This is a genomic window from Stenotrophomonas sp. CC22-02 (genome assembly GCF_004365115.1).
GTDB classification, from domain to species: Bacteria; Pseudomonadota; Gammaproteobacteria; order Xanthomonadales; family Xanthomonadaceae; genus Stenotrophomonas; species Stenotrophomonas forensis.
Genome location: NZ_SOCO01000001.1, coordinates 1,744,522 through 1,770,625, shown reverse-complemented (window position 1 = coordinate 1,770,625; position 26,104 = coordinate 1,744,522). Strand labels below are relative to the sequence as shown.

The 26,104-nt window shown below is 64.6% G+C and carries 22 protein-coding genes; 12 read left to right on the top strand and 10 right to left on the bottom strand.

Translation table 11 applies throughout. The annotated features are described in order from the left end of the window. Window positions 1-9 precede the first annotated feature (9 nt). The 4 genes from N440_RS08250 (at window position 10) to N440_RS08235 (ending at window position 6,225) form a co-directional block, all read left to right on the top strand. A complete protein-coding gene (locus N440_RS08250; RefSeq protein WP_133934699.1) occupies window positions 10-696 on the top strand; it encodes a sigma-70 family RNA polymerase sigma factor in 687 nt (228 codons plus the stop codon). Further along, window positions 693-1,730: a FecR domain-containing protein gene (locus N440_RS08245; protein WP_133934698.1), complete on the top strand. Its 1,038-nt coding sequence runs from the start codon at window positions 693-695 to the stop codon at window positions 1,728-1,730. The genes N440_RS08250 and N440_RS08245 overlap by 4 nt, the downstream gene beginning before the upstream one ends. Window positions 1,731-1,838: 108 nt before the next feature. Then, on the top strand, window positions 1,839-4,295 hold the full coding sequence (locus tag N440_RS08240; protein WP_243831305.1) for a TonB-dependent receptor: 2,457 nt from the start codon (window positions 1,839-1,841) through the stop codon (window positions 4,293-4,295). A gap of 46 nt (window positions 4,296-4,341) precedes the next feature. Continuing rightward, window positions 4,342-6,225 (top strand): PepSY-associated TM helix domain-containing protein, encoded by a 1,884-nt coding sequence (locus N440_RS08235; protein WP_133934696.1) that lies wholly within the window; start codon window positions 4,342-4,344, stop codon window positions 6,223-6,225. A gap of 21 nt (window positions 6,226-6,246) precedes the next feature. Here N440_RS08235 and N440_RS08230 read toward each other — a convergent pair whose 3' ends face one another. The 4 genes from N440_RS08230 to N440_RS08215 are packed head-to-tail and all read right to left on the bottom strand — an operon-like array spanning window position 6,247 to window position 10,010. Continuing rightward, on the bottom strand, window positions 6,247-7,284 hold the full coding sequence (locus N440_RS08230; RefSeq protein WP_133934695.1) for an alpha/beta hydrolase: 1,038 nt from the start codon (window positions 7,282-7,284) through the stop codon (window positions 6,247-6,249). Then, window positions 7,281-7,727, bottom strand: a complete 447-nt coding sequence (locus tag N440_RS08225; protein ID WP_133936001.1) for a cupin domain-containing protein — start codon at window positions 7,725-7,727, stop codon at window positions 7,281-7,283. Before N440_RS08225 ends, N440_RS08230 begins: the two co-directional genes overlap by 4 nt. A 55-nt stretch (window positions 7,728-7,782) precedes the next feature. Next, complete coding sequence (locus N440_RS08220; protein ID WP_133934694.1) at window positions 7,783-8,769, bottom strand: aldo/keto reductase; 987 nt, start codon at window positions 8,767-8,769, stop codon at window positions 7,783-7,785. A gap of 11 nt (window positions 8,770-8,780) precedes the next feature. Continuing rightward, the gene (locus N440_RS08215; protein WP_133934693.1) at window positions 8,781-10,010 is read right to left on the bottom strand and encodes an MFS transporter; all 1,230 of its coding nucleotides are present in this window, start codon (window positions 10,008-10,010) and stop codon (window positions 8,781-8,783) included. A gap of 169 nt (window positions 10,011-10,179) precedes the next feature. Here N440_RS08215 and N440_RS08210 point away from each other — a divergent pair, with 169 nt between their 5' ends. The 4 genes from N440_RS08210 (at window position 10,180) to N440_RS08195 (ending at window position 16,654) form a co-directional block, all read left to right on the top strand. Then, window positions 10,180-11,067, top strand: a complete 888-nt coding sequence (locus N440_RS08210; RefSeq protein ID WP_053508457.1) for a LysR family transcriptional regulator — start codon at window positions 10,180-10,182, stop codon at window positions 11,065-11,067. Between the two features lie 103 nt (window positions 11,068-11,170). Further along, window positions 11,171-13,819: an excinuclease ABC subunit UvrA gene (locus tag N440_RS08205; RefSeq protein ID WP_133934692.1), complete on the top strand. Its 2,649-nt coding sequence runs from the start codon at window positions 11,171-11,173 to the stop codon at window positions 13,817-13,819. Between the two features lie 280 nt (window positions 13,820-14,099). Further along, complete coding sequence (locus N440_RS08200; protein WP_133934691.1) at window positions 14,100-15,140, top strand: alpha/beta hydrolase; 1,041 nt, start codon at window positions 14,100-14,102, stop codon at window positions 15,138-15,140. A 32-nt stretch (window positions 15,141-15,172) separates the two neighbouring features. Continuing rightward, window positions 15,173-16,654, top strand: coding sequence for a porin (locus tag N440_RS08195; RefSeq protein ID WP_133934690.1), 1,482 nt, complete (start codon window positions 15,173-15,175; stop codon window positions 16,652-16,654). Window positions 16,655-16,673: 19 nt separating this feature from the next. Here the strand turns inward: N440_RS08195 and N440_RS08190 are convergent, their stop codons facing one another. Beyond that, window positions 16,674-17,078 (bottom strand): helix-turn-helix domain-containing protein, encoded by a 405-nt coding sequence (locus N440_RS08190; RefSeq protein ID WP_133934689.1) that lies wholly within the window; start codon window positions 17,076-17,078, stop codon window positions 16,674-16,676. An 85-nt stretch (window positions 17,079-17,163) separates the two neighbouring features. Between N440_RS08190 and N440_RS08185 the strand changes: the two genes are divergently transcribed. Beyond that, entirely contained in the window at window positions 17,164-17,793 is a 630-nt protein-coding gene (locus N440_RS08185; RefSeq protein ID WP_133934688.1) for a cation transporter, read from the top strand. Between the two features lie 44 nt (window positions 17,794-17,837). Here the strand turns inward: N440_RS08185 and N440_RS08180 are convergent, their stop codons facing one another. Then, window positions 17,838-18,791 (bottom strand): alpha/beta hydrolase, encoded by a 954-nt coding sequence (locus N440_RS08180; RefSeq protein ID WP_133934687.1) that lies wholly within the window; start codon window positions 18,789-18,791, stop codon window positions 17,838-17,840. 168 nt (window positions 18,792-18,959) lie between these two features. Between N440_RS08180 and N440_RS08175 the strand changes: the two genes are divergently transcribed. From N440_RS08175 to N440_RS08165, 3 genes are all read left to right on the top strand, one after another. Next, window positions 18,960-19,529 (top strand): TetR family transcriptional regulator, encoded by a 570-nt coding sequence (locus N440_RS08175; RefSeq protein ID WP_133934686.1) that lies wholly within the window; start codon window positions 18,960-18,962, stop codon window positions 19,527-19,529. A 61-nt stretch (window positions 19,530-19,590) separates the two neighbouring features. After that, window positions 19,591-20,067 (top strand): nuclear transport factor 2 family protein, encoded by a 477-nt coding sequence (locus tag N440_RS08170; protein ID WP_049458548.1) that lies wholly within the window; start codon window positions 19,591-19,593, stop codon window positions 20,065-20,067. A gap of 80 nt (window positions 20,068-20,147) precedes the next feature. After that, a complete protein-coding gene (locus N440_RS08165) occupies window positions 20,148-20,879 on the top strand; it encodes a hypothetical protein (RefSeq protein WP_133934685.1) in 732 nt (243 codons plus the stop codon). Window positions 20,880-20,896: 17 nt separating this feature from the next. Here N440_RS08165 and N440_RS08160 read toward each other — a convergent pair whose 3' ends face one another. The 4 genes from N440_RS08160 to N440_RS08135 all read right to left on the bottom strand — a co-directional run bounded on the left by N440_RS08160 (window position 20,897) and on the right by N440_RS08135 (window position 25,709). After that, entirely contained in the window at window positions 20,897-21,322 is a 426-nt protein-coding gene (locus tag N440_RS08160) for a hypothetical protein (RefSeq protein WP_243831304.1), read from the bottom strand. A gap of 45 nt (window positions 21,323-21,367) precedes the next feature. Next, complete coding sequence (locus tag N440_RS08155) at window positions 21,368-21,724, bottom strand: hypothetical protein (protein WP_053449767.1); 357 nt, start codon at window positions 21,722-21,724, stop codon at window positions 21,368-21,370. A 566-nt stretch (window positions 21,725-22,290) separates the two neighbouring features. Next, window positions 22,291-22,941: a hypothetical protein gene (locus tag N440_RS08150; RefSeq protein WP_133934683.1), complete on the bottom strand. Its 651-nt coding sequence runs from the start codon at window positions 22,939-22,941 to the stop codon at window positions 22,291-22,293. A gap of 1,577 nt (window positions 22,942-24,518) precedes the next feature. Then, the gene (locus tag N440_RS08135; RefSeq protein WP_133934682.1) at window positions 24,519-25,709 is read right to left on the bottom strand and encodes a hypothetical protein; all 1,191 of its coding nucleotides are present in this window, start codon (window positions 25,707-25,709) and stop codon (window positions 24,519-24,521) included. Window positions 25,710-26,104 lie beyond the last annotated feature (395 nt).

The window sequence follows — 26,104 nt, the reverse complement described above, 5'->3', positions numbered from 1 at the left end:
GAGGACGCCGTGTCCGCGCTAGGCCGGGGCACGGGCGGGGCCGCGAACCAGAGCGCATCAGCAGAGGCCGGCCTGGCCGAGAGCGGCTCATCCACGGGCGGCAGTCTGCTTTCCAAAGCCTATGCCCGTTGGCGGGCGCCCATCCTCCGCGGCCTTGCGCGCGTCAGAGGCGGAGACGCTGAGGACGCCCTGCACGACGGCGCAGTCAAATGGATTGCGGCAAACCCTTCGCTGGCGTCCAGCGATCAGCAGGGGGCCTACCTTCGCCGGACGGTAATGAACACCGTGGCCGACGAATACCGCGAGCGCAGCGCAGGCCGCCGCGTGCAGACCGTACCTCTGGCAGATGCGGAGGACGCCGGCCATCCCATGGCCAGCGATGAATCACAGTGCCCGCTGCAGCTCACCGCACAGCGCCAGCGCCTGCAGCGCCTGGCAGACGCGATGGCCGAACTGCCCGAGCGCCAACGCGAAGCATTCGTGCTCTGCCGCTTCGATGGCCTGACCCAGGAAGAGGTGGCCGCCCGCATGCAGATCTCCCGGCGCATGGTGGTCAAGCACCTGGCGCGCGCGGTTGCTTACTGCCAAGTGCGGGTACGCTATGCGTCGCTGGAACAGATGCAGGAACTGCATCGGTCCAGCGGGGCAGGCGAGGAGTTGGCGCCTGCCATTGATGCCGATCTTCCCTGCCGATGACCGATCTCCCTTCTGCCGCAGGTTCTGACCCGTTTGCCCTGCACGAGGCGGCGGCCACGTGGCTGCTGCGACGGCAGGATGTGGACTGGCGCCCGGATGACGAGGCGGCCCTGCAGCACTGGCTCGCCGAAAGCGAAGCGCACCAGCAGGCGTTCACCGACGTGGCCACGACCTGGCACGACCTCGGCCAGCTGCCGCGCCCCGCCTTGGCTTCGGACACTCAGGCCGCGCGTGCGCCAGCGGCACCTGCCGCCCTGCGACCGGAAGGCGTGACGCGCCGCGCGCGGTCGCGACGCCTTCCTCGCGTGGCGACCGCTGCGGCGGTGGCGCTCCTGGCCCTGGGTTGGGTCGGCTACGGGTGGTACACCACGCCCAGCTACGTACAGGACGTGAGCACCGGCGCTGGCGAGATCCGTGATCTGCAACTGCCCGACGGCTCACGGATTTCGATCAACGCGCGCAGCACGCTGGCCGTGCATTTCTATCGCTCCCGCCGCGAAGTCGTGCTCAGCCAGGGCGAGGCGTTCTTCGAGGTCGCCCCGGCGGCCGAGCGGCCCTTCAGCGTGGATGCCCAGCGCAGCCGGGTGACCGTGGTTGGCACTGCCTTCAATGTGCGTAACGGGCCGGGCGAAGTGCTGGTCAAGGTGCTGCATGGGCATGTGCGGGTACAGCCGGACCGCACCGAAGGCGCCGCGCCGGTCAGCCTGTACGCCGAACAAGGCCTGGCGGTGACCACTGCCACAGCCACATCTCGTCCCATTTCTGCCAGTGCAGACAGCATCGGCGGTTGGCGCAACGGGCGCCTGGTGTTCCGGCGCACTCCGCTGGACGAAGTGGCGCAGGAAGTCGCGCAGTATCTGGGCCACCCGGTCACGCTGGGCCAGCCAGGGCTGAAATTCCTGCCGGTTTCCGGCTACGCCGCCACCGACGCCCCGGCCAGCTTCGTCGAGGCGCTGCCGGATCTGTTGCCTGTGCGGGTGACCCGCACGGCGCAGGGCGGCTATCGCATCGACGAGCGGCCTGTCACGCGCTGACGCCGCAGGAAGAAATTGTTCCAGCACGGGTTCCCACCCCATCGCTGTTTTCCGTTTACCCCAGTGAGGCCAGTGGTGGCCAAGCATGATGGAGCGGTAATGGGGTACATGAAGATCAAGCGCGCACTTGTCGCCCGCGCGTTCTCTACGGGTGTACAGGCCACGCGGCTGCCGCTGCTGGCCGTGTGCATTTCCAGCGCACTGGCTGCGCCGGCCATCGCACAGGCGCAACCGGCGGCGCGCATGCCGTTCAATATTCCAGCGCAACCGCTGGATGCAGCACTGCGCCGATTCTCCGAACAGTCGCGGCAGCAGGTGTTGTTCAGTGAATCGGCGGTGGCCGGCCGCCGCGCGCCGGCGGTGACGGGCAGCTACACGCCGCAGGAAGCATTGGCGCGCCTGCTGGAGGGCAGTGGGGTGCGTGTCAACGCCACTCGCCCCGGCGTGTTCACGCTGGCGCAGGACGCAGCATCACCTGCGCGCAGCAAGGATGCCCAGACCACCCTGCAGACGGTGAATGTGACCGCCAATGGCCCAGGCGATGGCTCCTACACGACACGTGAGCTGAGCCTGGGCAAGCTGGGGCAGAGCATCCGCCAGACCCCGCAGTCGGTCAGCGTGATCACCCGCCAGCAGCTGGACGATCGCAACCTCACCACGCTGGACGAGGCACTGGCGCAGACCACGGGCGTGACCAAGACCGCCCGCAACTTCGGCAACCACAAGTTCTCGATCCGCAGCTTCACCGTGGACGACAGCAACTATCTGGTCGATGGCGTGGCCGGCATCGTCTATGCCCCGGTGGGCTGGCTGCCGATCGACACCGCCGTGCTGGAGCGGGTTGAAGTGCTGCGCGGTGCCGGTGGCATGATGCTCGGCGCGGCCGACCCCAGCGGGGCGATCAACATGGTGCGCAAGCGCCCGCGCGACCAGGCCCATCTGGATCTGGCGGCCACGCTGGGCTCGTGGGACAACTATCGCCTAGAGGTCGACGGTGGTGGCCCGCTCAATGCCGCTGGCACGGTACGTGGCCGACTCGTCGCCGCCTACCAGGACCGCGACTACTTCCAGCGCGGCACCTCATCGAAGACGCCGGTGGCCTACGGCGTGATCGATGCCGACCTGGGCCAGGACACCACGCTCACCTTTGGCCTGCGTCATCAGGCCAGTGACACCGACGGCTACTGGCTGTTCGGCCTGCCGCGCTACACCGATGGCGGGGCGCTGGACATCAAGCGTTCCACCTCGCTCATCCAGGACTGGAACCGCCAGGAAGGCTCCGTTGACGAAGCCTTCGCCGAAGCGGAGCACCGCTTCAACGAACGCTGGAAGGCGCGCCTGTCGGTGAACCGCACCGAATCGGACCTGGACCAGCGCGTTGCGGTTCCGGTGGGCGGGGTGGACCGGGCCACCGGCATCGGCTCGCGCTTCTATGACATCTACTTCAACCGATCGCGCGTGCGCAGCGATGGTATCGATCTGCACACCACCGGCAGTTTCGACGCCTTCGGCCGCACCCACCAGCTGCTGCTGGGGGCGATGTGGTCGCGCCAGCGCACCCGCCAGAGCTCGGCGGACCTGGCCATCGACGTGCCGATCGATGTCTACGCACCGGACCACAGCGCCATTGCACAACCACTGCAACCCGCGTGGGACTGGTCGGAAAACGCGCGTGCGCAGCAGAGCGGCGTGTACAGCAACCTGCGCCTGCAGCTGGCAGAACCGCTGCACCTCACGCTGGGTGGCCGGCTGAGCTGGGTGAAGTACCAGTCCAACGATGGCTTCACCGGCGCCAGGAGCCGCGAGTACGAACAGAAGCACGAATTCACCCCGTACGCCGGCCTCGTCTACGACCTGGGCCCGCAGTGGTCGGTCTACGCCAGCTACGCCGATACCTTCCAGCCGCAGAGCTCCTACGTCACCTCATCCGGTGCGGTGCTCGATCCCGCCATCGGCGCCAACTACGAGCTGGGCGTGAAGGGCGAACTGAACGATGGCCGCCTGAACGTCTCCGCTGCGGTGTTTTCCATCCGCAAGACCGGCAACGCCGTGGTGGACGCGTCCGACCCGGGCAGCTGCCCCGGCTCGCTGGCCTCGTCCGATTGCTACCGCAATGGTGGAAAGCTGCGCAGCAAGGGCTTTGAACTCGAAGCCAGCGGCGAACTGGCGCCCGGCTGGCAGATGATGGCGGGCTATACCCACGTCACCAGCCGCGACGATGAGGGCGCCACCATCAGCGCCGAAACGCCGCGCCATCTGCTGCGCCTGTCGACGTCCTACCAGCTGCCCGGCCGCTGGAATGCGTTCTCCGTGGGCGGTGGCGTCTCTGCACAGAGCAGCTATTCCTATCCGGCCTACGACGACCCGGACTGGCGCATGGGCGCAGCGGGACGTGCGGTGTGGGACCTGCGTGCCGGCTACCGGATCAATCCGCGCTGGAGCGTGGGCCTCAACGTGGCCAACCTGTTCGACACGCGCTATTACGCAATGATCAGCCAGATCCGCCGCGGCAACTTCTTTGGCGAACCCCGCAACGTGATGCTGACGCTGCGCGGCGCGCTGTGATCCTCCGCAACCGGCGGGGCAAGGGCCTGCCCGCCACGGGGATGGCATGAAGGCGGGCTTCCGGCAGAGCATGTCGTGGCTGCACACCTGGTGCGGCCTCACCTGCGGCTGGTTGTTGTGCGCGATCTTCCTCACCGGCACGCTCAGCGTGTTCCGCGAGCCGATCACGCGATGGATGGAGGCCGGCCCGGTGCCGGCCTCCCCGCAGGAAATGGATGCAGGTGCGCAGGCAGCGCGAGCGCAGCAGTGGTTGGCTGCAAACGCCGCCGATGCCCGGGCATGGCAGATCCGTTGGCCTGCCCAGCACGGCTGGCCGCTGCAGCTGTCATGGGAGGATGACGGCGGCACCGCGCACGAACGCTGGGTGGATGCCGGCACCGGCATGCCACACCCTCCACCTCGCCTTCGGGAAACCGAAGGCGGGCGCCACTTCATGTCGTTCCATTACACCTTGCACGGCGGCATGGCCGGCTACTGGCTGGTCGGCTGGATCACCGCCTGCATGCTGCTGGCGCTTGTGTCCGGCGTGGTGGTGCATAAACGCATCTTCAAGGACTTCTTCACCTTCCGCCCGGGCAAGGGGCAGCGCAGCTGGCTGGACGCGCACAACCTGAGTGCCGTGCTGACCCTGCCGTTCCTGTTCATGATCGGCTACACCGGGCTGACCTTCTTCTACAGCAGCTACCTGCCGTGGCCCGTGCAGGCAGCCTATGGCGATGCCGATGATGCCTATGCACGCTATGAAGCCGAACTGGCACCTGCGCGACCTGTCCCGGCCGGCATCCTGGTTGCGGGCGCGCAGTTGCCGAACCTGCCGGACCTGCTTGCGCGGGCGCAGGCCATCAGCGGTCAGCGGCCGGCACTGGTGGTGATCCAGGCGCCCGGCACCGTGCACAGCGTGGTGGAAGTGGAGGGCCGCAAGACAGCGGGGAACACCGGCAAGCACCTGTTGAGCGAGGCCAGCCGGGTGACCTTCGATGCGGCCAGTGGCAGGCTCCTGCAACAGCATGCAGCGCATCCGCCGCAGTTGGGTGCCGTGCAGGTACACGAAACCATCGAAGCCCTGCACAAGGCCGATTTCGGTGGCTGGCCGATGAAGTGGCTGTACTTCATCAGCGGCCTGCTGGGCACGGCAATGATCGCTATCGGCACGCTGCTGTTCTCGCTCAAGCGGCGCAAGCGCAGCGAGCACGAGTTCGGCGCCGCCACGGCAGGCATCTACCGTTGCGTGGAAGCCTTCAACGTGGCATCGCTGGCCGGGGTGGCACTGGCAAGCATCGTCTACCTGCACGGCAATCGGTTGCTGCCACTGGAAATGAGCGATCGCAGCGCATGGGAAATACGCATTTTCCTTCTAACCTGCGCGGCCTCGGTGCTGCACGCACTGTGCCGCCCACCGCGCGCAGCCTGGATCGAGCAGTTGTGGCTGGCCGCCGCGCTGTGCCTGGCACTGCCGCTGGTGAATCTGGCAACCACCGGGCAGGGACTGCTGATGTACCTGCAGCGGGGCGCATGGCAGCAGGCCGGCGTAGAGCTGGTCGCCCTGGCCTTCGGGCTGGTGCTGGCAAGAATGGCCCTGATGCTGCAGCGGCGCTGGCCACGGGCGCAGGAGGCCCCACGCAGCGCCAAGCCGGCGCCCGGGCAGGGCGCGGCCCATCGCTGGCAGGTGGCGAGCCGCGTGCTGGCTGCCTCGGTGGGGGCCTACGTGTTCACCGCGCTCACCGCCACGGCACTGGCGCTGTTGCTGCCCTCGCTGGTGAATGTACGCACGTCCGTTTCGGTCCTGACCAGTTCGCTGCTGGGGTTCGTGCTGTTGATCGCCGTTGCCGTGGGCATCTTCAGTACCCGTAGTGTAGGGAAGGCGTGGCTGGTCGTGGCGGCAGGGAGCGCCCTGATGGGAGGGTTGGTGGCGATGCTGCGGCCGGGGTGAGGGTAGGGGGGGGGCGGCCTATCACATGCTTCCATCCAGGCTCTTCCGGAAGAACGCCCCCAGCTCTGCAAAGGGAATCAGATCGGTCCGGTCATACAGATCCACATGGCCTGCACCCTTCACCCACAGCAGCCTCTTCGGTTGTCCCGCCAGCCGGTAGGCTTCCTCGCTGAATTCCCTTGAATGCGCCTGATCACCCGCGATGAACAGCATCGGACGCGGCGAAATGGTCTCGATGTCGTTGAACGGATAGAAGTTCATGAACTTCACATTGCTGGTCAGCGTCGGGTGCGTGGTGAGCTCCGGTGATGAGCCGGCCGGGGTGAACTCGCCGCGCGAAGTACGGTAGAAGTCGTAGAACTCGCGCTGGATCGGATGAGTGTCTGCCTCAAGCCTATGCACGGTGCCGGAGGTGTACTGCGTGGCGCCGCCCTCGGCTTCAACCCAGCGCTGGCGTGCGGCGGCAGCAATCACGGCCTTGCGCTGCTCTACACTCTGCGAGCGGTTGAGGGCACTGCGGTTCGCAGCACCCATGTCATACATGCTGACAGTGGCAATGGCTTTCATGCGCGGGTCGATCTTGGCCGCACTGATCACGAAACTGCCACTGCCACAAATGCCAAGCACGCCGATCCGTTCGCGATCCACCTGTGGCTGCGTGCCCAGGTAGTCGACGGCGGCGCTGAAGGCTTCGGCATAGATGTCCGGCGCAACCGCATTCCGCGGCTCACCCGCACTTTCGCCCCAGAACGACTGATCGATGGCCAACGTCACGAAGCCCTGTTCGGCAAGCTTCTGCGCGTAGAGATCCGCGCTCTGCTCCTTCACCGCGCCCATCGGGTGGCCCACGATGATGGCAGGCAGGGCGTGCCCGGGCTTTCCATTCTTCGGTACGTACAGATTGCCGGCGATCTGCATGTGGTACTGGTTGCTGAAGTGCACCTTTTCAGTGATGAGCTGGGTGCTTCGATAGAAATTGTCCGCGCCGTGGGTCATGTCCTGTCCAACTGCAATGAAGGGGAGGGTGGCGAGAGCCAGAGACAGCAGCAGCGTCTTCATTCGCTCATCTCCGAATACTGCTCGTCGCTTACCTTCTCCAGCCACGTCACCGGGCTGCCATCCACCGCCTCGGCAATCGCAATGTGGGTCATCGCTACCGCGGCACTCGCGCCATGCCAGTGCTTCACGCCCGGGGCGATCCACACGGTGTCACCCGGACGGATCTGCTGACGCGGCTGACCCCACTGCTGCACCCAGCCCACGCCTGCCGTCACGATGAGGGTCTGGCCCAGCGGGTGGGTGTGCCAGGCCGTGCGTGCGCCGGGCTCAAAGGTGACCGTTGCACCGCCTACGCGTGCCGGCGCGGGGCGTTGGAAGCCGCCATCGATGCGCACGTTGCCGGTGAAGTAGTCAGCGGAACCTGAAACGGACGAGGCGCTGCCCGCAGGCGTTACGTTCAGGCCGGCGCCGGTCGAGCCGCCGCCAGCCGCAGGCGCGGCCATGGACATCAAGGTGCCGAGAAGCATGGACATGGGGAGTGCTCCAGGAGTTGGGGGATTACCAGGCGTAGGCATTGGGTGCCTCGCCGCCAGGGCTGGGCCAGATCGCATCCAGCCGAGCCAATGACTCGCCTGAGAGCTTCAGGCGAGGGGCCTTCAGGTTCTGCAAAAGCTGGTCCACCGTGCGCGGCCCGCTCAGCACGGTGGTCACCACCGGGTTGTGCAGCAGCCAGGCCAGGGCCACATCGGCAGGTGCTTCGCCCAGTTGATCGCAGAACGCCTCATACGCTTCGAGCTGGGGTCGCAGGCGTTCAATGCGGTGCAGGATCTGCGGGGTGGCGCGACGTCCGGTGGCCACCTTCTTCAGCACGCCGCCCAGCAACCCCATGCCGATCGGGCTCCAGGGAATCAGGCCCAGCCCGTGGTAGCGCAGTGCCGGGATCACTTCCAGTTCCACGGTGCGCTGGGTCAGGTTGTACAGGCTCTGCTCGGCGACCAGGCCAAAGCTGTGCCGCGCGGAGGCCACGCCCTGTGCGGTGGCGATGTCCCAGCCGGCGAAGTTGCTGCTGCCCACGTAGGTGATCTTGCCTTCGCGGATCAGCTGTTCCATCGCCTGCCAGATCTCTTCCCAGGGCGTGGCTCGGTCCACGTGGTGCATCTGGTACAGATCGATATGGTCGGTCTGAAGCCGGCGCAGGCTGGCCTCGCAGGCGCGGCGGATGTGATACGCCGACAGACGACGATCATTCGGGCCCGGCCCCATCGGCTGGTACACCTTGGTCGCCAGTACCAGGCCGTCACGCTTGCCACTGCGCTTCAGCCAGCGCCCGATGATCTCTTCCGAGAGGCCGAAGCCCTGCGCCATGTCCGGTGACTGTGCCCCGCCGTAGACATCGGCGCTGTCAAACAGGTTGATGCCGGCGTCCACGGCAGCATCCATGATGGCAAAGCTGGTCGCCTCATCGGCAAGCTCGCCGAAGTTCATGGTGCCAAGGCCCAGCCGGCTGATCTTCAGTCCCGAGCGGCCCAGAGATGTGTAGTGCATGGGTAACTCCTTCAGGAATGAACAGGCACGCGTTGCCGCTGCGCCGAGCGCGCAGCGATGTACGAGGTGACCACCGAGCCCAGCAGCAGGAGGGCGCTGAACCAGAACGTGGCGCGGTAGCCCTGGTGGTCCAGCAGCAGGCCGCCCACGGTGGCACCGATGGCAATGGCCATCTGCACCACGGCTACCATCAGGCCGCCGCCGGCCTCTCCGTCATCGGGCAGGGTGCGGGCCAGCCACGACCACCAGGCCACGGGCGCCGACGTGCCAAGCAGGCCCCACAGCGCGAACAACACCGCCACCCTCGGCAGCGTGTTGCCGATGAGGATCATGCACGCAGCCACCAGGGCCATCAGCGCTGGCAGCAGCACCAGCGTGCGGAACATTGCCTTGTGCACGAAGGGCTCGATCAACACCGTGCCGGCCAGGCCCGCAGCGCCCATCAACAGCAGCAACAGCGACAACGTTGAAGGCGATACGTGGAGTGTGGCTTCCACGAACGGCCGCAGGTAGGTGAACAGCGAGAACTGGCCCATGAAGAACAGGCTCACGCCCACCATGCCCCACGCCACCGGCGGGCGCTTCAACAGCGCGAACACATTCCACGAAGCACGCCCGGCGGTCGCCTTCATCGGTGGCAACGCGGCGATCTTCCACAACAGGGCCACTACGGCCACCGGCACCAGCGAGAAGAATGCGCCGCGCCAGCCGATGATGGCGCCGAAGTAGCTGCCCATCGGTGCAGCAATGACCGTGGCAAGCGCGTTGCCGCCGTTGACGATCGCCAGTGCGCGGGGCACCTGGTGGGAGGGAACCAGGCGCATGGCGGTGGCCGCCGACATGGCCCAGAAGCCACCGATGGCCACGCCGATCAGTGCACGGCCCAGCATGAACACCGGGAAGCTGGGCGCCAGGGCCGCCAGCGTGCCCGAGAAGATCATCGCGGTGGTGAGGCCCAGCAGCAGCCATTTGCGGTCCAGCTGCCCGGCCAGTGGCGAGACCAGCAGGCTGGTAACAAGGGCGAACGCGCCGGACACCGCAATGGCCTGTCCGGCCTGGCCTTCACTGACCCGCAGGTCGGTGGCGATGGGTGTCAGCAGGCTGACCGGCATGAACTCGGAAGCAACCAAGGCGAACGCGCCGAGTGACAGGGCCAGCACGGCTCCCCATTCCCTGGGGGTTGCCGAGCGGGCAGGCGCGGCCACGCCCGCCCCGGCCGGGGGAGGATTGAGTGAACTCATGAAGGTTTCCAGGCCCAGAAGGGCGATGACGGCGGAAGGCTCCGGCTGCCGGAGCTCCCGTGGTTGGGGGAGGGGGCCAGTCTGGACCACGCACGGACACTTGATTAGATAATCAATTGCGAATAGGTCAATTAGTTGCACTAATTAATCCCTGTGACACACTGCGCCCATGGCACGACGCAACTTCAATGACCTCCTGGCTTTCGTGACCGTAGCGCGGGAGGGCAGCTTCACCCGCGCGGCGGGTGTGCTCGGAGTTACCCAGTCTGCACTGAGCCAGGCAATCAAGACCCTGGAAGAGAGCCTGGGAATCCGGCTGCTGACCCGCACGACGCGCAGCGTTTCGCCGACCACCGCCGGCGAGCGCCTGCTGCAGTCGATCGGCAACCACTTCGACGACATCGAAATGGAGCTCGAAGCCCTTACTGCGCTGAGAGACACGCCAGCCGGGCAGGTCAGGATCACCAGCGGCGACCACGTGCTGCGCACCGTTCTGCTCCCCAAGCTGATGCCGCTGCTGCATCGCTATCCGGACATCCGCATCGAGTTCGACGTCAGCTATGCATTGCGTGACATCGTTGCCGACCGCTTCGACGCCGGTGTTCGACTTGGCGAATCCATCGACAAGGACATGGTTGCCCTGCCCATCGGCCCACGCCTGCGCATGGCCACCGCAGGGACGCCGGGCTACTTCGCTGCACACGGAATTCCGAAGATGCCAGGTGATCTGACCGGCCACCGATGCATCAACATCCGCCTGCCCACCAGCGGTGGACTGTACGTGTGGGAGTACGAGAAGAAGGGTCGCGAGATCAATGTGCGCGTGGATGGCCCGCTGGTGTTCAGTACGTCACCGCACATGGTCGATGCCGCGCTTGACGGCCTGGGACTGGTGCATCTGCCTGTCGATGAGCTTGCGGCTCACCTTGAAAGCGGTCGGTTGGTGCGGGTGCTGGAAGACTGGTGCCCACTGTTCCCCGGCTATCACCTGTACTACCCCAGCCGACGGCAGCCTTCCCCGGCGTTCAGCCTGGTGCTGGAGGCATTGCGGGTTTAGATCGATACCGCGCTCACCCTCACCACATTCACCCCGCAGCAGCGAGAATGCATCCCTGGGCGCGCCCTGGCGCGCGCCGCTCACTGCCTGCAGGATCGTAACGATGTCCAACACCCCCTTTGGCGAGTCGTCATGCGCTGCCGCCGCCAGCGGTTGCGTCGAGGTGCGTGGTGCACGCGAGCACAACCTCAAGAACGTCGACGTCTCCATTCCGCGCAATGCACTGGTGGTGTTCTCCGGGGTCTCGGGGTCGGGCAAGTCATCGCTGGCCTTCGGCACCGTGTTCGCCGAAGCGCAGCGGCGCTACTTCGAGTCGGTGGCGCCGTATGCACGGCGCCTGATCGACCAGGTGGGCGTGCCCGATGTGGATGCCATCGACGGCCTGCCCCCGGCAGTGGCCCTGCAGCAGCAGCGCGGTGCCAGCAATGCGCGTTCATCGGTGGGCAGCGTGACCACGCTGTCCAGCCTGGTGCGCATGATGTACTCGCGCGCCGGGGCGTACCCGGCCCATCAGCCCATGCTGTATGCCGAAGACTTCTCGCCGAACATGCCGCAGGGCGCCTGCAGCACCTGCCATGGCCTGGGCCATGTCTACGAAGTGACCGAAGCGCTGATGGTGCCGGACCCATCGCTGACGATCCGTGAGCGCGCCATCGCCTCCTGGCCGCCGGCCTGGCATGGCCAGAACCTGCGCGACATCCTGGTCACGCTCGGCTACGACATCGACGTGCCGTGGAAGAAGCTGCCGAAGAAGCACCGCGACTGGATCCTGTTCACCGAAGAAACGCCCAGCGTGCCGGTCTACGCCGGATTCACCCCTGCCGAGACCCGCGCCGCGCTCAAGCGCAAGCTCGAACCCAGCTACATGGGCACCTATACCGGTGCGCGCCGCTATGTGCTGCACACCTTTGCCAACACCCAGAGCGCGCTGATGCGCAAGCGCGTGTCGCGCTACATGGAAGGCAAGCTGTGCCCGGCCTGCCACGGAAAGCGCCTGAAGCCGGAAGCGCTGTCGGTCACCTTTGCCGGCGTGGATATCGGCGAGTTCATGCGGCTGCCACTGGACCAGCTGGCGGAGCTGCTGGAGCCGGTGGCACAAGGTGATTTCAGCGCGCACAGCAAGGGCGCTCGCACCCGCAGGAGTGCGACACCCCGCGATCGCGCGCGTCGGGCCGCGAGTGGCCAAGCGACCCACGCCGGTGCCCCCGACGTGCGGCTGACCTCGGCCCTGTCCGAAGAGAAACGCCTGGCCGCACAGCGGCTGGCAGGCGGTGTGATGGCACGGGTACGCCAGCTGCGTGAACTGGGCCTGGGCTATCTCTCGCTGGATCGCGCCACACCCACACTGTCGGCCGGCGAACTGCAGCGCCTGCGGCTGGCCACGCAGCTCAGCTCGTTGCTGTTCGGCGTGCTGTACGTGCTCGACGAGCCCTCGGCGGGCCTGCATCCCGCCGACAGCCAGGCGCTGTACGACGCGCTCGACCGGCTGCGCGACGGCGGCAACTCGGTATTCGTGGTTGAGCACGATCTGGAACTGATGCGCCGCGCACAGTGGCTGGTGGATGTGGGCCCGGAGGCGGGGGAGCACGGCGGGCGCGTCCTCTACAGTGGCGAGCCGGATGGCCTGCGCCACGTCCAGGACTCACGCACGGCCCGGTATCTTTTCGACCAGGTGCCTGCGCCCGCCAGCCGCCAGCGCAGCGCCGGCAACTGGCTGCAGCTGCAAGGCATCCATCGGCACAACCTGCAGGGTGTGGACGCACAGGTACCGCTGGGATTGCTGACCGCCGTCACCGGCATTTCCGGCTCGGGCAAGTCCAGCCTGATGGCCCAGGCGCTGCCAGAGTTGATGCTGCTGCACCTGGGGCACGAGCCGGTGGACGAGGGCGCGGACGCCGAGCCCACCGACGGGCCGACCGTGATCGAAGCAACGCGAGGCCGCCTGGCCGGCGATGTGGATGCCATTCAACGCGTCGTGCAGGTCGACCAGAAGCCGATCGGGCGCACGCCACGCTCCAATCTGGCCACCTATACCGGCCTGTTCGATCACGTGCGCAAGCTGTTCGCCGCAACACCGGCCGCACGCCGCCGCCGTTTCGACGCCGGCCGTTTCTCGTTCAACGTGGCCAAGGGCCGGTGCGAAACCTGCGAAGGCGAAGGGTTTGTCAGCGTCGAACTGCTGTTCATGCCCAGCGTCTATGCGCCGTGCCCCACCTGCCACGGTGCGCGCTACAACGAAGCCACGCTGAAGGTGCAGTGGAATGAGCGCAACATCGCCGAAGTGCTGCAGATGACGGTGGACCAGGCGCGTGCGTTCTTCAGCGAAGAGGATGCCATTGCCCGCCCACTGCAGCTGCTGCAGGAAATCGGCCTGGGTTACCTGAGGCTGGGCCAGCCGGCCACCGAGCTTTCAGGCGGCGAGGCCCAGCGCATCAAGCTGGCCACCGAGCTGCAGCGCAGCCAGCGCGGGCGCACGCTGTACGTGCTGGACGAGCCCACCACCGGCCTGCATGCCTCCGACGCGGACCGGCTGCTGGTGCAGCTGCAGCGACTGGTGGACGCCGGGAATACCGTGGTGATGATCGAGCACGACATGCGCGCGGTCGCGCAGGCGGACTGGGTGATTGACGTAGGCCCCGGCGCTGGCGGGGCAGGGGGCACCATCGTCGCGAAGGGAACACCGCAACAGGTGGCGCGGGCCAAAGGCAGCAGGACGGCACCGTTCCTTGCGCGCGAGCTGGCTTCCCTGTAGAGCCGAGCCATGCTCGGCTGACCCTCGTGCCAGTCGCTTCCCATGGAAGCAGCGCCTCCTGCAGCAAAGCCGGTTGCTGGAGCGGGGAGGGGCGGGAAAACAAGAACGCCTGGCGAAGCGTGTAATGGCGAATCCCCTGGTGACGCTCCAGCCAAAAGCATCCACTTTGATGCTGCAGCGCACACAGAAAAGCACGGACCAGCTAGTCCCATCCGGCTATAGGACACCAGCGCGACTCGACGCACACTTCGCCCCGTAAAGGCCGACGGGAGGGCGTGATATGAGTCTGCATGTGGGAAAGCTGCGCGGGTTGGCGGTGCTTCTGTTCCTGCTGAACCCCTTGCTTGCCGGTGCGGTGCCGGCAGCGCCGCCTGCATCGGCGCCCGAGGTGATTCCGCTGTGGCCGCAGGACCACTGGCAGCAACGCGCGCGTGGCCCGGAACGGATCGGCGCCGAAGGCAGCGCGAAGGGCGCGGTCTCGGGAATCAGTAACGCGCGCATGGAGATCTACCGACCGCTGAAACCGAACGGAACAGCCGTGGTGATTTTCGGCGGCGGCGGCTACTTCCGCATCCAGATTGGCAGCGCCGCCAAGCCGACGGCGCAGTGGCTGCAATCGCTGGGCGTCACGGCCGCGGTGGTGTACTACCGGCTGCCTGCCGATGGATGGGCGCCGGTTTCGCCGTTCCAGGATGGCCAGCGCGCCATGCGGCTGCTGCGCGCGCAGGCCGCAAGCCTGGGGGTCGATCCGGAGCGCATCGGCGCATTGGGCTTTTCCGCCGGCGGCAATCTGGCCGGTATCGTCGCCACGCGCTTCGATGCCCCGTTGTATCCGCCGGTGGATGCAGCCGACCAGCTGTCAGCGCGCCCGGACTTTCTTGGCATGATCTATCCGGTCGTTTCAATGCGCCCGCCGCTGGACCACACCCGGTCGAAGCGGGAACTGGCCAGCCAGAACGACGCACAGCAGGCCTATTCGGTCGAACAACACGTCCGCAAGGACATGCCGCCGGTGTTCCTGGCCCAGGCCGTGGACGATCGCACCGTGGATGTCGGCCACAGCGTGGCGATGTACCAGGCCACGCATGCGGCAGGCATTCCGGTGGAGCTGCATCTGTTCGAAGCCGGAGGCCACAGCTGGGGGTTGGGCAAGCCCGGGACATTGGTGGCGCAGTGGCCGCGGCTTTTCGCCAACTGGGCACGCAGCCACGGCTACCTCGGGCCGCCGCCTGTGCGGCTGCCGCCGCACGATGCCAGCGCGATACCCGCCGCTGCTGCTCAGCCACCTCGCTCGCTGGACGATGATGGCGCGGGCGACTGAGCCGCACACTGTATTTCATTCGGGAGAACTGCATGAACTCACTGAAGCGTGCCGCGCTTGGCGCGGCTGCCGGCGGCTGCCTGTTGCTGGCTTCCCCCTCTGTGCTGGCCGCGGCTGGAGATACCGAAGCCGGATTGCGCGCGCAGGTGCAGCAGCAGGCAAAGCAACTGCGCGATCAGGCATCCCTGCTGGAGCAGCTGAGCGCACGCCTGGCTGCACTGGAGGGGGCCTCTCAAAGTACCGGCGCGGCACCCGGCAGCGATGCGGGCCTCGATGCACAGGTGGCTGCGGCCATCGCTGACACCCGCCAGGACGACATGGCCATTCTGCAGGCGCAGGTGGCACAGCTCGCCGCAACCGGGGGAGGCGGTGACGGCAATCTGCGCTGGCGCAAGGGTGGACCTGAGTTCCGCAGCAGTGATGGCCAGTTCACCTTCCACCCCCGCGGCCGGGTGATGGTCGATTTCAGCAGTACCCACGGTTCCGCATTCGACGCACGCAACATCACCGGCACCGACCTGGCCAGCGGCCGCCTCGGTGCCGAAGGTCGGATGGGACCACTGGGCTACAAGATCGATGCGGACTTTGCGGGCAACGATGTCTCGCTGAAGGATACCTATCTGTCCTGGGACACGCGGCTGGGTGGCCTGCCAACGGAAATCTACGTGGGCAACAAGCTCAAGGACCGTGGGATCGATGGTGGCACCAGCGGCGTCAATACACCTTTCATGCAGCGCAATGCGGTGGCGTCGGTCGGTGCCCAGCAGAGCGGGTACTACGGGCTGGGCGTCACCACCAAGGTGATCGGTGATGGCTGGCACGCCAGCGTGGCGGTGACCGGTGACGATATCGGCAATGACAGCACGGCCAGCGACACCATTGCGTATCTGCTGCGCGCGCACTGGAACCCATTGCGTGGCCAGGCAGGCTTCGTGCATCTGGGAGGCTGGTACTGGTACGAGGATCTCGGCCAGGATGTCGGCAGCATCAACAAGACCTCTCCGATCGCGCTGGGCTGGAACGGCAACGTGCGCGTGTCGGCCAGCTCCATCGCCAACGTCACCGACAACCACGCCTGGGGGCTTGAGCTGGGCGCAGTGTACGGCCCGGTGTGGGCCTTCGCCGAACACACCACCCGCACCATCGAGTCACGCACGGTCGACTCGGTCGACCAGCAGGCGACATCGGTCTACGCAGGCTGGCTGATCACCGGCGAGCGCCCCGGCTTCAGCAGCCGCTCTGGGGTCTGGGGTACCACGCGCGTATTGCGTCCGGTGCAGGAGGGTGGCGTTGGCGCCTTCGAGCTGGCCGCGCGCTATGACCGCTACGACTTTCTCGATGCGGCCCGGGGCGGCGAGGGCACGGCATGGACGCTCGGGGTGAACTGGTACCTCAACAACTGGTCGCGCCTGATGCTGAACTACGTTCACTGGAAGACCGACAACAAGGTTGGCAACGCCCAGGGGCCTGACTCCGGAAATACCGTGGGCGTGCGAGCGCAGGTTTCGTTCTGATGTGGATGGGGCAGCAGGGTCATGGCTGCAACTGAAGTGCTTCCAGCACCCTGCAATCGGCTACGCGCCCGCCCGGGCAATTGCCGATCATCCGCTGCAGTTCGCCCTGCAGCGCCTGCAGGTCGCGGACCCGGCGCGCGATGTCGGCGATATGCGCCTTCACCACGTCGTCCACCGAGCTGCATTCGTGCTCGCGCTGCTCACCCAAGGCGATCAGCTCGCGGATCTGCTCGATGGAAAAGCCCAGCTCCCGGGCCCGGCGCACGAATGACAGCCGCCGTTGGTCCTGTGCACTGAAGTAGCGGTAATTGCCGTCGGACCGCAGCGGTGGCTGGAGCAGGCCGATCTTTTCGTAATAGCGGATGGTCTCGGCCTTGGTGCCGGTCTGGCGGGCCAGCTGGCCGATGGTGAGGTGAGCGGGCATGGGCTTGACCTTGTAGGGGCTACAGGGTTGATAACGGCTGCCTCACCTCCTTTCAAGCCCAGGCCAGGCCTGGCCGGAGATACCCATGGATCACTGCTGTGGCCACAAGCGCCAGGAACTGGAAGCGCTGGCACTCCACAGTGCGCAACGGCGCGTGCTGGTGGCGGTACTGATCATCAACCTGGCGATGTTCCTCATCGAATTCGGCGCAGGCATCGTGGCGCGCTCAAGCGCGCTGCAGGCCGACGCTGTCGACATGCTGGGCGACGCCATCGTGTACGGCCCGAGCCTGTGGGCGGTGAACCGGGGTGCGCGCTGGGAAGCCGGTGCAGCCCTGGCCAAGGGAGTGCTGATCTTGGGCTTCTTTGTGTTCATCGTGCTGGAAGTCATCACCAAGCTGGCAAACGGCGTACCCCCTTCCAGTGGCGTGATGCTCGGCTTCGGCGCCATCGCGCTGGCGGCCAATCTGGTGTGCCTGGCGTTGCTGTGGCGGTTCCGCACGCTCAACATCAACATGAAAAGCACCTTTGCGTGCTCGCGCAACGACGTCGCCGCCAATATCGGCGTACTGGTGGCTGCCGGTGGCGTCGCGCTCACCGGTCGTGGCTGGCCGGATATCGTGGTAGGTGCGGTCATCGCGCTGCTGTTCCTGAAGTCCGCGGTGGGCGTCATCAGCGAAGCGTGGCCCGCATGGCGCGCGGCTGCGAGAACGTGAGGTGAGACAAGGGGCTCCGGCGAGATGCCAGAGCCCCAAGAGGCTTACTTTTCCTGCAGGAACGTCAGCAGGTCCTGGTTGACACGATCCTTGTGCGTGTCGGTCAGGCCATGCGGCGCGCCCGGGTACACGATCAGCCGGGCGTTCTTGATCAGCTTTGCCGACTGGCGGCCAGAGATGTCGATCGGCACGATCTGGTCGTCGTCGCCGTGGATGACCAGCGTGGGCACATCGAACTTCTTCAGGTCGGCGCGGAAGTCGGTGGCCGAGAACGCGGCGATCGAATCGTAGGTGTTCTTGTGGCCGCCCTGCATGCCCTGCGCCCACCACGCATCGATCAAGCCCTGGGACACCTTCGCGCCCGGGCGGTTGAAGCCGTAGAACGGGCCCGACGGGATGTCCTTGTACAGCTGTGCGCGGTTGTCCATCTGCGCCTTGCGGATGCCGTCGAACACTTCAATCGGCAGGCCGTTGGGGTTGTCGGCGGTCTTCAGCATGAACGGCGGCACCGAGCTGATCAGCACCGCCTTCTTCACCCGGCCGGTGCCATGGCGGCCGATGTAGCGCGCCACTTCGCCGCCGCCAGTGGAGAAGCCCACCAACGTCACGTCGTGCAGGTCGAGCGTGTTGATCACCGTGGCCAGGTCATCGGCGTAGTGATCCATGTCGTTGCCTTCCCACGGCTGGCTGGAACGGCCGTGGCCACGACGGTCATGCGCGATGACGCGGTAGCCGTGGTTGGCCAGGAAGATCATCTGCGATTCCCAGCTGTCCGAGTTCAGCGGCCAGCCGTGGCTGAAGGTCACCACCGGGCCGTCCTTCGGGCCCCAGTCCTTGTAGTAGAGCTGCACGCCATCGGCGGTGGTGATGTAGCTGGCGGTACGCGCGACGCTGGTGATCGGCGCCGGCTTGGCCGGTTCGGCGGCCTGCGCGGACAGGCCGGCCTGGACCGAGAGGGCGAGGGTGGCAACGGCCAGGGTGCGGGCGAAGGTGTTCATGCGCGAATTCTCATGGGTGGGTGGTGAGGCGTACTTTGCGCCTGCAATCAGGCGCCTGGGTGATGAACTGTCCTGATTTCTTGATAGATCGTCTTGCGTGGATGTGCACACCCGAGACGCTGCCCATCGCGCGTTGACAAGGTAGAACGTTCGTTCTACCTTACAGCCATGCACAAGACCGGCACCGACACCGCGCAGAAGATCCTGGCCACCGCCGAGGCGCTGATCTACCAGAACGGAATCCACGCCACCGGCATGGACCTGCTGGTGAAGACCTCAGGCGTGGCACGCAAAAGCATCTACCGGCACTTTGAAAACAAGGACCAGGTGGCCGCTGCGGCATTGAACGCGCGCGATGTGCGCTGGCTGGACTGGTTCCAGCAGGCGTGCGACAAGGCCGACAGCCCGGAAGCGCGCATCCTCGGCATGTTCACCGTGCTCAAGGGCTGGTTCGAGTCCGAGGGCTATCGCGGCTGCGCCTTCATCAATACCGCGGGCGAGGTGGGCGACCCCGACGATCCGATTCGCCACATCGCAAAACACCACAAGCAGAAGCTGCTGGATTACACGCTGGAACTCACCACGCAGCTGGATATCGAGCAGCCGGACGCATTGGCGCGGCAGCTGCTGGTTCTCATGGAAGGCGCCATCACCGTCTCGCGCGTGATGGGCGACTACAACGCCGCAGACACTGCCAGGGACGTTGCAAAGGTGTTGTTGGAACAGGCCAGGCGCTGACGCCTGAGTCGTCAAAACCCGTCGAAGCACCCCGTTCATCCACTTGATTGGAGGCCCCACCGTGTCCACTGAAGCACCCCGTCCGCCGCTGCCGCCGTTCACCCTTGAATCGGCCATCGAGAAGGTTCGCCTTGCCGAGGATGGCTGGAACTCCCGCGATGCCGACAAGGTCGCGCTGGCCTATTCGCTCGACACCCGCTGGCGCAACCGTGCCGAGTTCACCCACGGCCGCGAGGAAGCGAGGCAGTTCCTGGCCCGCAAATGGAAGAAGGAACTGGACTACCGCTTGATCAAGGAATTGTGGGCCTTCAGCGGCAACCGAATTGCCGTGCGCTACGCCTATGAATGGCATGACGACTCCGGCAACTGGTTCCGTTCTTATGGAAACGAGAACTGGGAATTCGGAGCCGATGGGTTGATGGAGCATCGGTTCTCGAGCATCAACGACATGCCGATCAAGGAGAGCGAGCGCAAGTTCCATTGGCCGCTGGGGCGTCGCCCGGATGATCACCCGGGGCTGTCTGACCTGGGCATGTGAGCGGCTGCGGCGGCGCCACCGGAAGTGCGCCTGGGCTACGATGAGGCGGCCGGCATCTGCCGGCCGGGGCAGGGGACGCAATGGACATGCAGGCAGGGGGCGAACTCGATTCGCCGGCAAAGGCCGATTCGCAGGAACTTACCTTCCACTGGCTTTACCAGCGGGTGCAGGGGCTGGTTGAGCACAGCATCTACCCGAAGGCGGGAAGGGTGGAGAGGTGGGCGTTCCGCGTTGGAGTATTGGCGGCCCTCGTCGGGGTTCTCAGCAGCCAGCTTCCGGAGCGATGGGTCGCGGTCACCTTTACCTCTCCGCTCGTCACGGCATGCCTCGTGGTGGAGATCGCCAGCTTCATCGTTGCCGGCGTCTTCGCAGCCCGTAGGGGTATCCGCCAGTTCAGCCAACCACGGCTGTCGCATGCGCAGGAGATGGATGGCGAGTTTTCCCAGTGGCAAGGGGTAATCGCCGAACTCCGAGGATTTCCCAGGGTCGAGCGTGAGCGTCGCCTCAAGTACGTCAGCCACCTGCGCACAAGCATGATCGAGCGGATGGGCCTGATGTACGGCGGGCTGCAACGTCTCGGGCCGTTTCCGCTGTTGATTGCCCTCTACCTGCAGGTCCGCGGATGGCAATGGGGTGATTGGGCCAGCGCCTTTGATGTCGGGGCGCTTGGTGCGTTCCTCATATACGGGCTGGTGCTGCTCTACCTTGCGGGATGGATGCTGATCGGCCTGCGCACCCGCCTGGACACCTACGTCGCCCTGCTCGAAGGCTCCATCCACGAACCCGAGCCCCCGCAGCCAGCGCCCCTGTAGAGCCGAGCCATGCTCGGCTATTGCGTGCCACATCGCACACCATCAGGCACCTCGCCAACCAACATCTGCAGCACCCGATCCATCAGAACAGGCTCCGGCACGCTCGCCAGCACCTGCTCCAGATAGTCCACGGGCTCCAGCTGCCATTGAAGCAGTGCACGCAACGGCACAACGGCGGGCGCCCGCTGATTCGCATCCAGTGAGACCTGCAACAGCACATGCTGCGGCCGCTTCTCCAGCCACAACACGGGCACGCCCCTGCAGTGAACCTGGAAAGAGGCGCCTTCATGCCGCTCCACGAACTGGAAGCCGTGCCCACGCCGAACCTCCACGAACTGCATCGCTTGCCGGCGCAGCTGTGAAAATCGTTCGTTGGAGATGCGCTGAAACGCGATAGGCGAGGGGACAGGTGGCTCAAACCACTGTGCCTGTGCCGCAATCATGATCCCGACGCATAGGGCCGTGGCCGCCCAGCTGCACCAGGCCACTCAACCCTCCGGGCGCACCCGCGTGCTGGCGTGCGCGGTGAGTCCCAGCCCGGCCATGATCAGCCCCTCCATGATCCGCGGACCGACGTCCTGCTCCAGCTCGCCGTTCTCGCGGGCGCGCTGCGCAGCCAACAGGATCTCCATCACCACGCGAAGGCCTGCCAGCGAGCAGTCGGTGTCGGCAAGGGCGATGCGCCGGCCCGGCATCAGGTGGCGCTCTGGCCAGGGCTGGCCATCGGACGTGGCGCCCGAACCGATGCTGTGCAGCAGGGCAACGAGGGTGTTCCGGTCCAGTGCGGGGCCGTTCGCGGGCTCTTCCTGGATCGGTTGCGGGGCAGGGGAGTAGCGCTTGGTCATGGCAGGGCTCCTTGCGGGCAGGCAGAAGCCGCCACCGATGAAGGTGGCGGACGGTGCGAGGTTCGAAACCCGGTCTACGCTAAACCGGCAGGCACGAGGCCTCCACGCACCGCCCGCCATAGCCGGCCGACGGATTGCCAGCCGGCACCACCTGACGGGTGATGCCGGCTGGCAAGCGTTTACTTCAGCGTAGAACCGGGGTTTCGAAGCCCGACCACCGGTACTCGGTGGCACGGAGAGGAATACGCCCGGTTGTGCGCGATGCCAATGCAGTAAGGCCGATCCCGTCACCACATTCAACATTTTCAGAATCGTTGTATATGGCGCGACGTGGCTGAGGCCTTGGGCTGCAAGGCTATTCGCCGAATCGAAGACGCAAACCTGTGTGCTGTCGGCTTCTGCCTAGTTGAACCACGGGCGAGGCGAATGCGACATGCGGGTGCATGACTACCAGTCGTCAGCACCCCTCCATTACTGCCTTGGACCACTCAAGCCAAGCGAAATTGTCGCTGCGTGGAAAAAAGAGAGGAGCACGGAAGATGCAACGGTCCATTTATAGTGGCAACTCATCGCCTTACCCTAACGCTTAGAGCGCAACGTTCAAACCTGACTGACGGAACCAATCCTCTGACCCGATCTTCAAGTGCGTCGCGGGTCGCCTCGGGCATCGCCGCACCCGTCGTTACCACCAGTCCATCGAAAGCATTTTCTGCTAATCGGAGATCGATGTGCCTCACATCAGGAGTGAATCCAGAGAAATTCGATGCTGCAGCTGCTCCAATGCTATCGAGCAGTTCGTCAATATAGCCGGCAGGATCTCTGGCGTAGTCAATCGCAGGCCCCTTGAATGCACTGAGAACGAAGCGATGCTCAGCCTGGTCCGCCCACGCCACACCTTTGACCCGTGCGACGTAGGTGCCATCTCCATCGATCGTAAGGCCGCTTGAGGTCACCTTCAGCCTGCGACTGACCTCCACCAAGGGATCGACTGAATAGAGAACGTCCGAGCCAAACTGAGATTTCATGTCGGCCCCAAATGGAATGGCTAGGTACCCATTTCCAAATAGTGTGTCGCGACCATAGGGCGTTTCCACGGAGAAGATCCTGAGGCCTTCCTGCTCAGGGGTGCCATCGACCCTCAGACGCCCTGTCGGCCGAGCGACCTCAACATCCAATGGTGACCAAGGGAAACGAACCTCTGGCAGTTCAATACGCACCCCTCGGTCACCATCTCCATAACGGGCCCACATCCCAGCCTCTCCATGCGAGCTGCGAGACCAAGAGCTGACAAAGAACAAACGCGGATCTATCAACGGGCTCGCGAATGGAACTTCGGACTCATCATCCAGAAGATCAGCGCGGGTAAAGCGCAAGGACTTGTTCTCTAGAATCAGTGGAAGTGTGTCAGCTTTGGTGTAATGGTGAAGCGGCACTGTTGATCTCCCAAACTGATCAAACTGACGAGCACAACAACGAGGGGACATGCAGTTCGGCTCCGATCCGGCGCAATACCGGTGGGCACTAGAACGGCTTGCCTGCTTTATAGGGACACGCGTATCGATGCCAGGCAGCATACTCAGCGTGGCTTCTGAAGACTTGAGTACATCTACACAGCCAGCACCGTGAAGCACTAGGTGTGCAAGGTATTTTCGCCGATTGGCGCGTCAGTTGCAAAAGGGTCTATCGTCGAATCAATAGAAAGATGGCATGGTTGCCCGCAAGATTGGGGAGTGTGCCCTTATGCCGAATGCCGCATCGATTACGACCATGGAAACCTTAGAGTTCCTGTACGACCCGTCCGCAGGCGTTAGTGCCGGCGTATTTGAAGGCGCCTACGGTTTTTGCTGGGCTCCGGAATCTCCCGCGATAGGATTGCTGGACTTGATGGCGTCCAAGCGAAACCAGCCGGCTTACAATGCATCTTGGATATGGCAGTTCAAGCCAGGGCGCGTCACGCCGGCTGGTACGGCCACCGCGATATTGCCGGGTTCCGGGCATTGGGCGGCGGCCAGGTGCTTGACCTGTTCACCACTGAGCAGCTTTGGGCCTTGGGCTGGTCTGTCAAACGGACGGAGTTCGGCATACTGCTGTCAGCGAAAGACCACGAAATCATCTCGAACACCTGGCCCGTTGATCCGTTCAGCGAACAATCGGATTCGACCACCGAGCGCATAAGGGCTGCGGCGGGGTCGCCTGTGACGAGCGCGAGTCACGGGCGACTACCGCCGCAGCGAACGGGAGCACCCTGATCGCAGCTGGCAAGCGCCCACTGGGCACGCTCCCCGAGACGCCATCATATCCGGCGACCCTCTAATTATCGTGACGCGTCACGAACATTTTGGGGTGGGATATCATGCTCCCGAACCTTGGGGGCGAAATGGACATTCGATCGGCACCAGTTCTCGCTGTATTACTGCTGGCAGCCCCGCTTCATGCGCAGCAAATACGATCGGCCACCGGCCCGCAGCCTTTACCCAGGCATGTAGCACTTGGGTCAAAGGCGAGCAACCTTGGTGCCGAGCCGTTGAATTGCCAGCAGCATAGCGATCCGCGCATACGGCTTTACTGCACCGATGTCGAGCGATCCTTGATCCAAAGTGAGGCACGCCGCCAAGGCATGCCAACGCCATCGAGCGAGATTGTTCGCATGCCAGCCTACGGAAGTGCAGAGGCAAAGCAGCTTGGCGCTGCATGCATGGGCGGCACTGCAATGCGGCGCCTCAGCAATGGCTGGGAGCAGTTGCGAAATGCTAGGGGTGAATGGCTCCGCTGCCGCGATCCGTGAGTCAGCGCCCTAGAAGGGGATATCGAGCGCAAATCGGAATCTACCTTGATACCTGGCCCGCTTGTTTAGGAGCTCCTTCACTGACTCAGATAGCTCGGCATCCTGATTCAACAGATCGATAGTGAAACGATCCTCATCTAATTCGATCTCCAGAAAATCGTCCTTATAACCTAGTTCGACTGAAGACACTTCGCCGTACACCCCAGTCAATCGGCGTAACGCCTCATTGATCCGCCATACCAGCATGCCGTTCATGGCCTTTGAAAAGTACGATCGGACATGCACATTCGAGATGATTGCCTCGTAGGACCGCCCAACCAGTTCGGTGAAGAATTTCGCTGAGGGTGCCGTAGATTCTGTTAGACACTTCAAGTACTGGGGCAGGGCGCTCGCCTGAACAAAGTGGACCAAGGCGGATAGTTCTCTTCGATTGACCATGTAGCGGGATAGATGTGTTATCCCATCAATTTCGGTCACAGTCGGTGAATTTCCCTTGTAGAAGACATCAACTAAGGGCGCATCCACAATGGAAAGTAAAGTGAAGTGATAGAGCCGCTTCTTGTTCTTTGCCCTGTTCGGCAAAGACTCCATCTCATGATCCAGCGCCTTCATCACGCTAACGATTGATCCAAAGATCTGGTCGTCGTTCTGCGATGTGACTGGCGCTGTAACCACAGGCCGCGGCACTGCAGCATCGTGACTCGCACCACCTTTCCTCTTGCCTTGATTCTGTTGAGTCACTCCAAGCTGCTGGAAAGCGAAGACGGACTTTGTTGCAGCGAAGAGGCCCTCGTAAGTGCCACCGAGAGCGCCATACAATTCTTTTCGCCAATCTTCAGTTTTGAGGTACGTGCGCAAAGGTTCAACGTCGGTCCAGAAGTGGACAGGATTCCAATCATAATTCGGATCCTGGCGGGGCTTTTCCTCAGTAAGGAAGGCCCAGGTACGCGCCTCATCCTTCTTGCAGCTTGCGAGCACTGCCGAGACCACTTCCAAGTCTCCATTTGTAACGGTCCTATAGGCAATTAGATCGAGCTCTCGGGCACGCCCGTCCACATCGTCGGCGTAGTAGCGGCTCCCTATGGTTGTCCAGCGGGCCTTCTTGAAGGCGCTCGCAACGACATGCTCAAGAATGAAGCCCGTCTTTTCCAGAGCTGCCGGTACTTGATCCAGGGGCACGACCTGGCGCTTGGGTAGCATTGCGAATTCTCCGAAGGCGGGTGTCCGAGTTTAGCGGGGTGTAGGGGCAGCGCCCCTACGGAAGCGCTTCACACGCGCTGGCGCGGCCTCGGTCCACGGCTCATGTAGATCACATTGGACGCCTCGGCGCTGGGGCCGGGATCACGGACGCCGAACCGTCGTTCTCGGCGAATTCTGAGGGCTTCGGGAAGGTAGATAACGCTGGATTTCGCTGTAGCCGAACATCTCCGGGCGGCCGTAGCCCTGGGGGCGGCCTTGTTCGTCGCAGAGATTTGACGGCAAGCTAAGTCAATGATTCTTTGGGGCATAACTCTACCGAAACGCCACGAACTCCACGATTCAACGCAGATCTTTCTGGGCCCAGGGGGCCAGTCGCAGACATTCTTTCCACTGGA

Excerpts from the sequence above, each read along its gene's own strand:
- N440_RS08245 (WP_133934698.1), top strand. The coding sequence starts at position 693 with ATGACCGATCTCCCTTCTGCCGCAGGTTCTGACCCGTTTGCCCTGCAC.
- N440_RS08240 (WP_243831305.1), top strand. The coding sequence starts at position 1,839 with ATGAAGATCAAGCGCGCACTTGTCGCCCGCGCGTTCTCTACGGGTGTA.
- N440_RS08235 (WP_133934696.1), top strand. The coding sequence starts at position 4,342 with ATGAAGGCGGGCTTCCGGCAGAGCATGTCGTGGCTGCACACCTGGTGC.
- N440_RS08230 (WP_133934695.1), bottom strand. The coding sequence starts at position 7,284 with ATGAAGACGCTGCTGCTGTCTCTGGCTCTCGCCACCCTCCCCTTCATT.
- N440_RS08225 (WP_133936001.1), bottom strand. The coding sequence starts at position 7,727 with ATGGCCGCGCCTGCGGCTGGCGGCGGCTCGACCGGCGCCGGCCTGAAC.
- N440_RS08220 (WP_133934694.1), bottom strand. The coding sequence starts at position 8,769 with ATGCACTACACATCTCTGGGCCGCTCGGGACTGAAGATCAGCCGGCTG.
- N440_RS08215 (WP_133934693.1), bottom strand. The coding sequence starts at position 10,010 with ATGAGTTCACTCAATCCTCCCCCGGCCGGGGCGGGCGTGGCCGCGCCT.
- N440_RS08210 (WP_053508457.1), top strand. The coding sequence starts at position 10,180 with ATGGCACGACGCAACTTCAATGACCTCCTGGCTTTCGTGACCGTAGCG.
- N440_RS08205 (WP_133934692.1), top strand. The coding sequence starts at position 11,171 with ATGTCCAACACCCCCTTTGGCGAGTCGTCATGCGCTGCCGCCGCCAGC.
- N440_RS08200 (WP_133934691.1), top strand. The coding sequence starts at position 14,100 with ATGAGTCTGCATGTGGGAAAGCTGCGCGGGTTGGCGGTGCTTCTGTTC.
- N440_RS08195 (WP_133934690.1), top strand. The coding sequence starts at position 15,173 with ATGAACTCACTGAAGCGTGCCGCGCTTGGCGCGGCTGCCGGCGGCTGC.
- N440_RS08190 (WP_133934689.1), bottom strand. The coding sequence starts at position 17,078 with ATGCCCGCTCACCTCACCATCGGCCAGCTGGCCCGCCAGACCGGCACC.
- N440_RS08185 (WP_133934688.1), top strand. The coding sequence starts at position 17,164 with ATGGATCACTGCTGTGGCCACAAGCGCCAGGAACTGGAAGCGCTGGCA.
- N440_RS08180 (WP_133934687.1), bottom strand. The coding sequence starts at position 18,791 with ATGAACACCTTCGCCCGCACCCTGGCCGTTGCCACCCTCGCCCTCTCG.
- N440_RS08175 (WP_133934686.1), top strand. The coding sequence starts at position 18,960 with ATGCACAAGACCGGCACCGACACCGCGCAGAAGATCCTGGCCACCGCC.
- N440_RS08165 (WP_133934685.1), top strand. The coding sequence starts at position 20,148 with ATGGACATGCAGGCAGGGGGCGAACTCGATTCGCCGGCAAAGGCCGAT.
- N440_RS08160 (WP_243831304.1), bottom strand. The coding sequence starts at position 21,322 with ATGATTGCGGCACAGGCACAGTGGTTTGAGCCACCTGTCCCCTCGCCT.
- N440_RS08155 (WP_053449767.1), bottom strand. The coding sequence starts at position 21,724 with ATGACCAAGCGCTACTCCCCTGCCCCGCAACCGATCCAGGAAGAGCCC.
- N440_RS08135 (WP_133934682.1), bottom strand. The coding sequence starts at position 25,709 with ATGCTACCCAAGCGCCAGGTCGTGCCCCTGGATCAAGTACCGGCAGCT.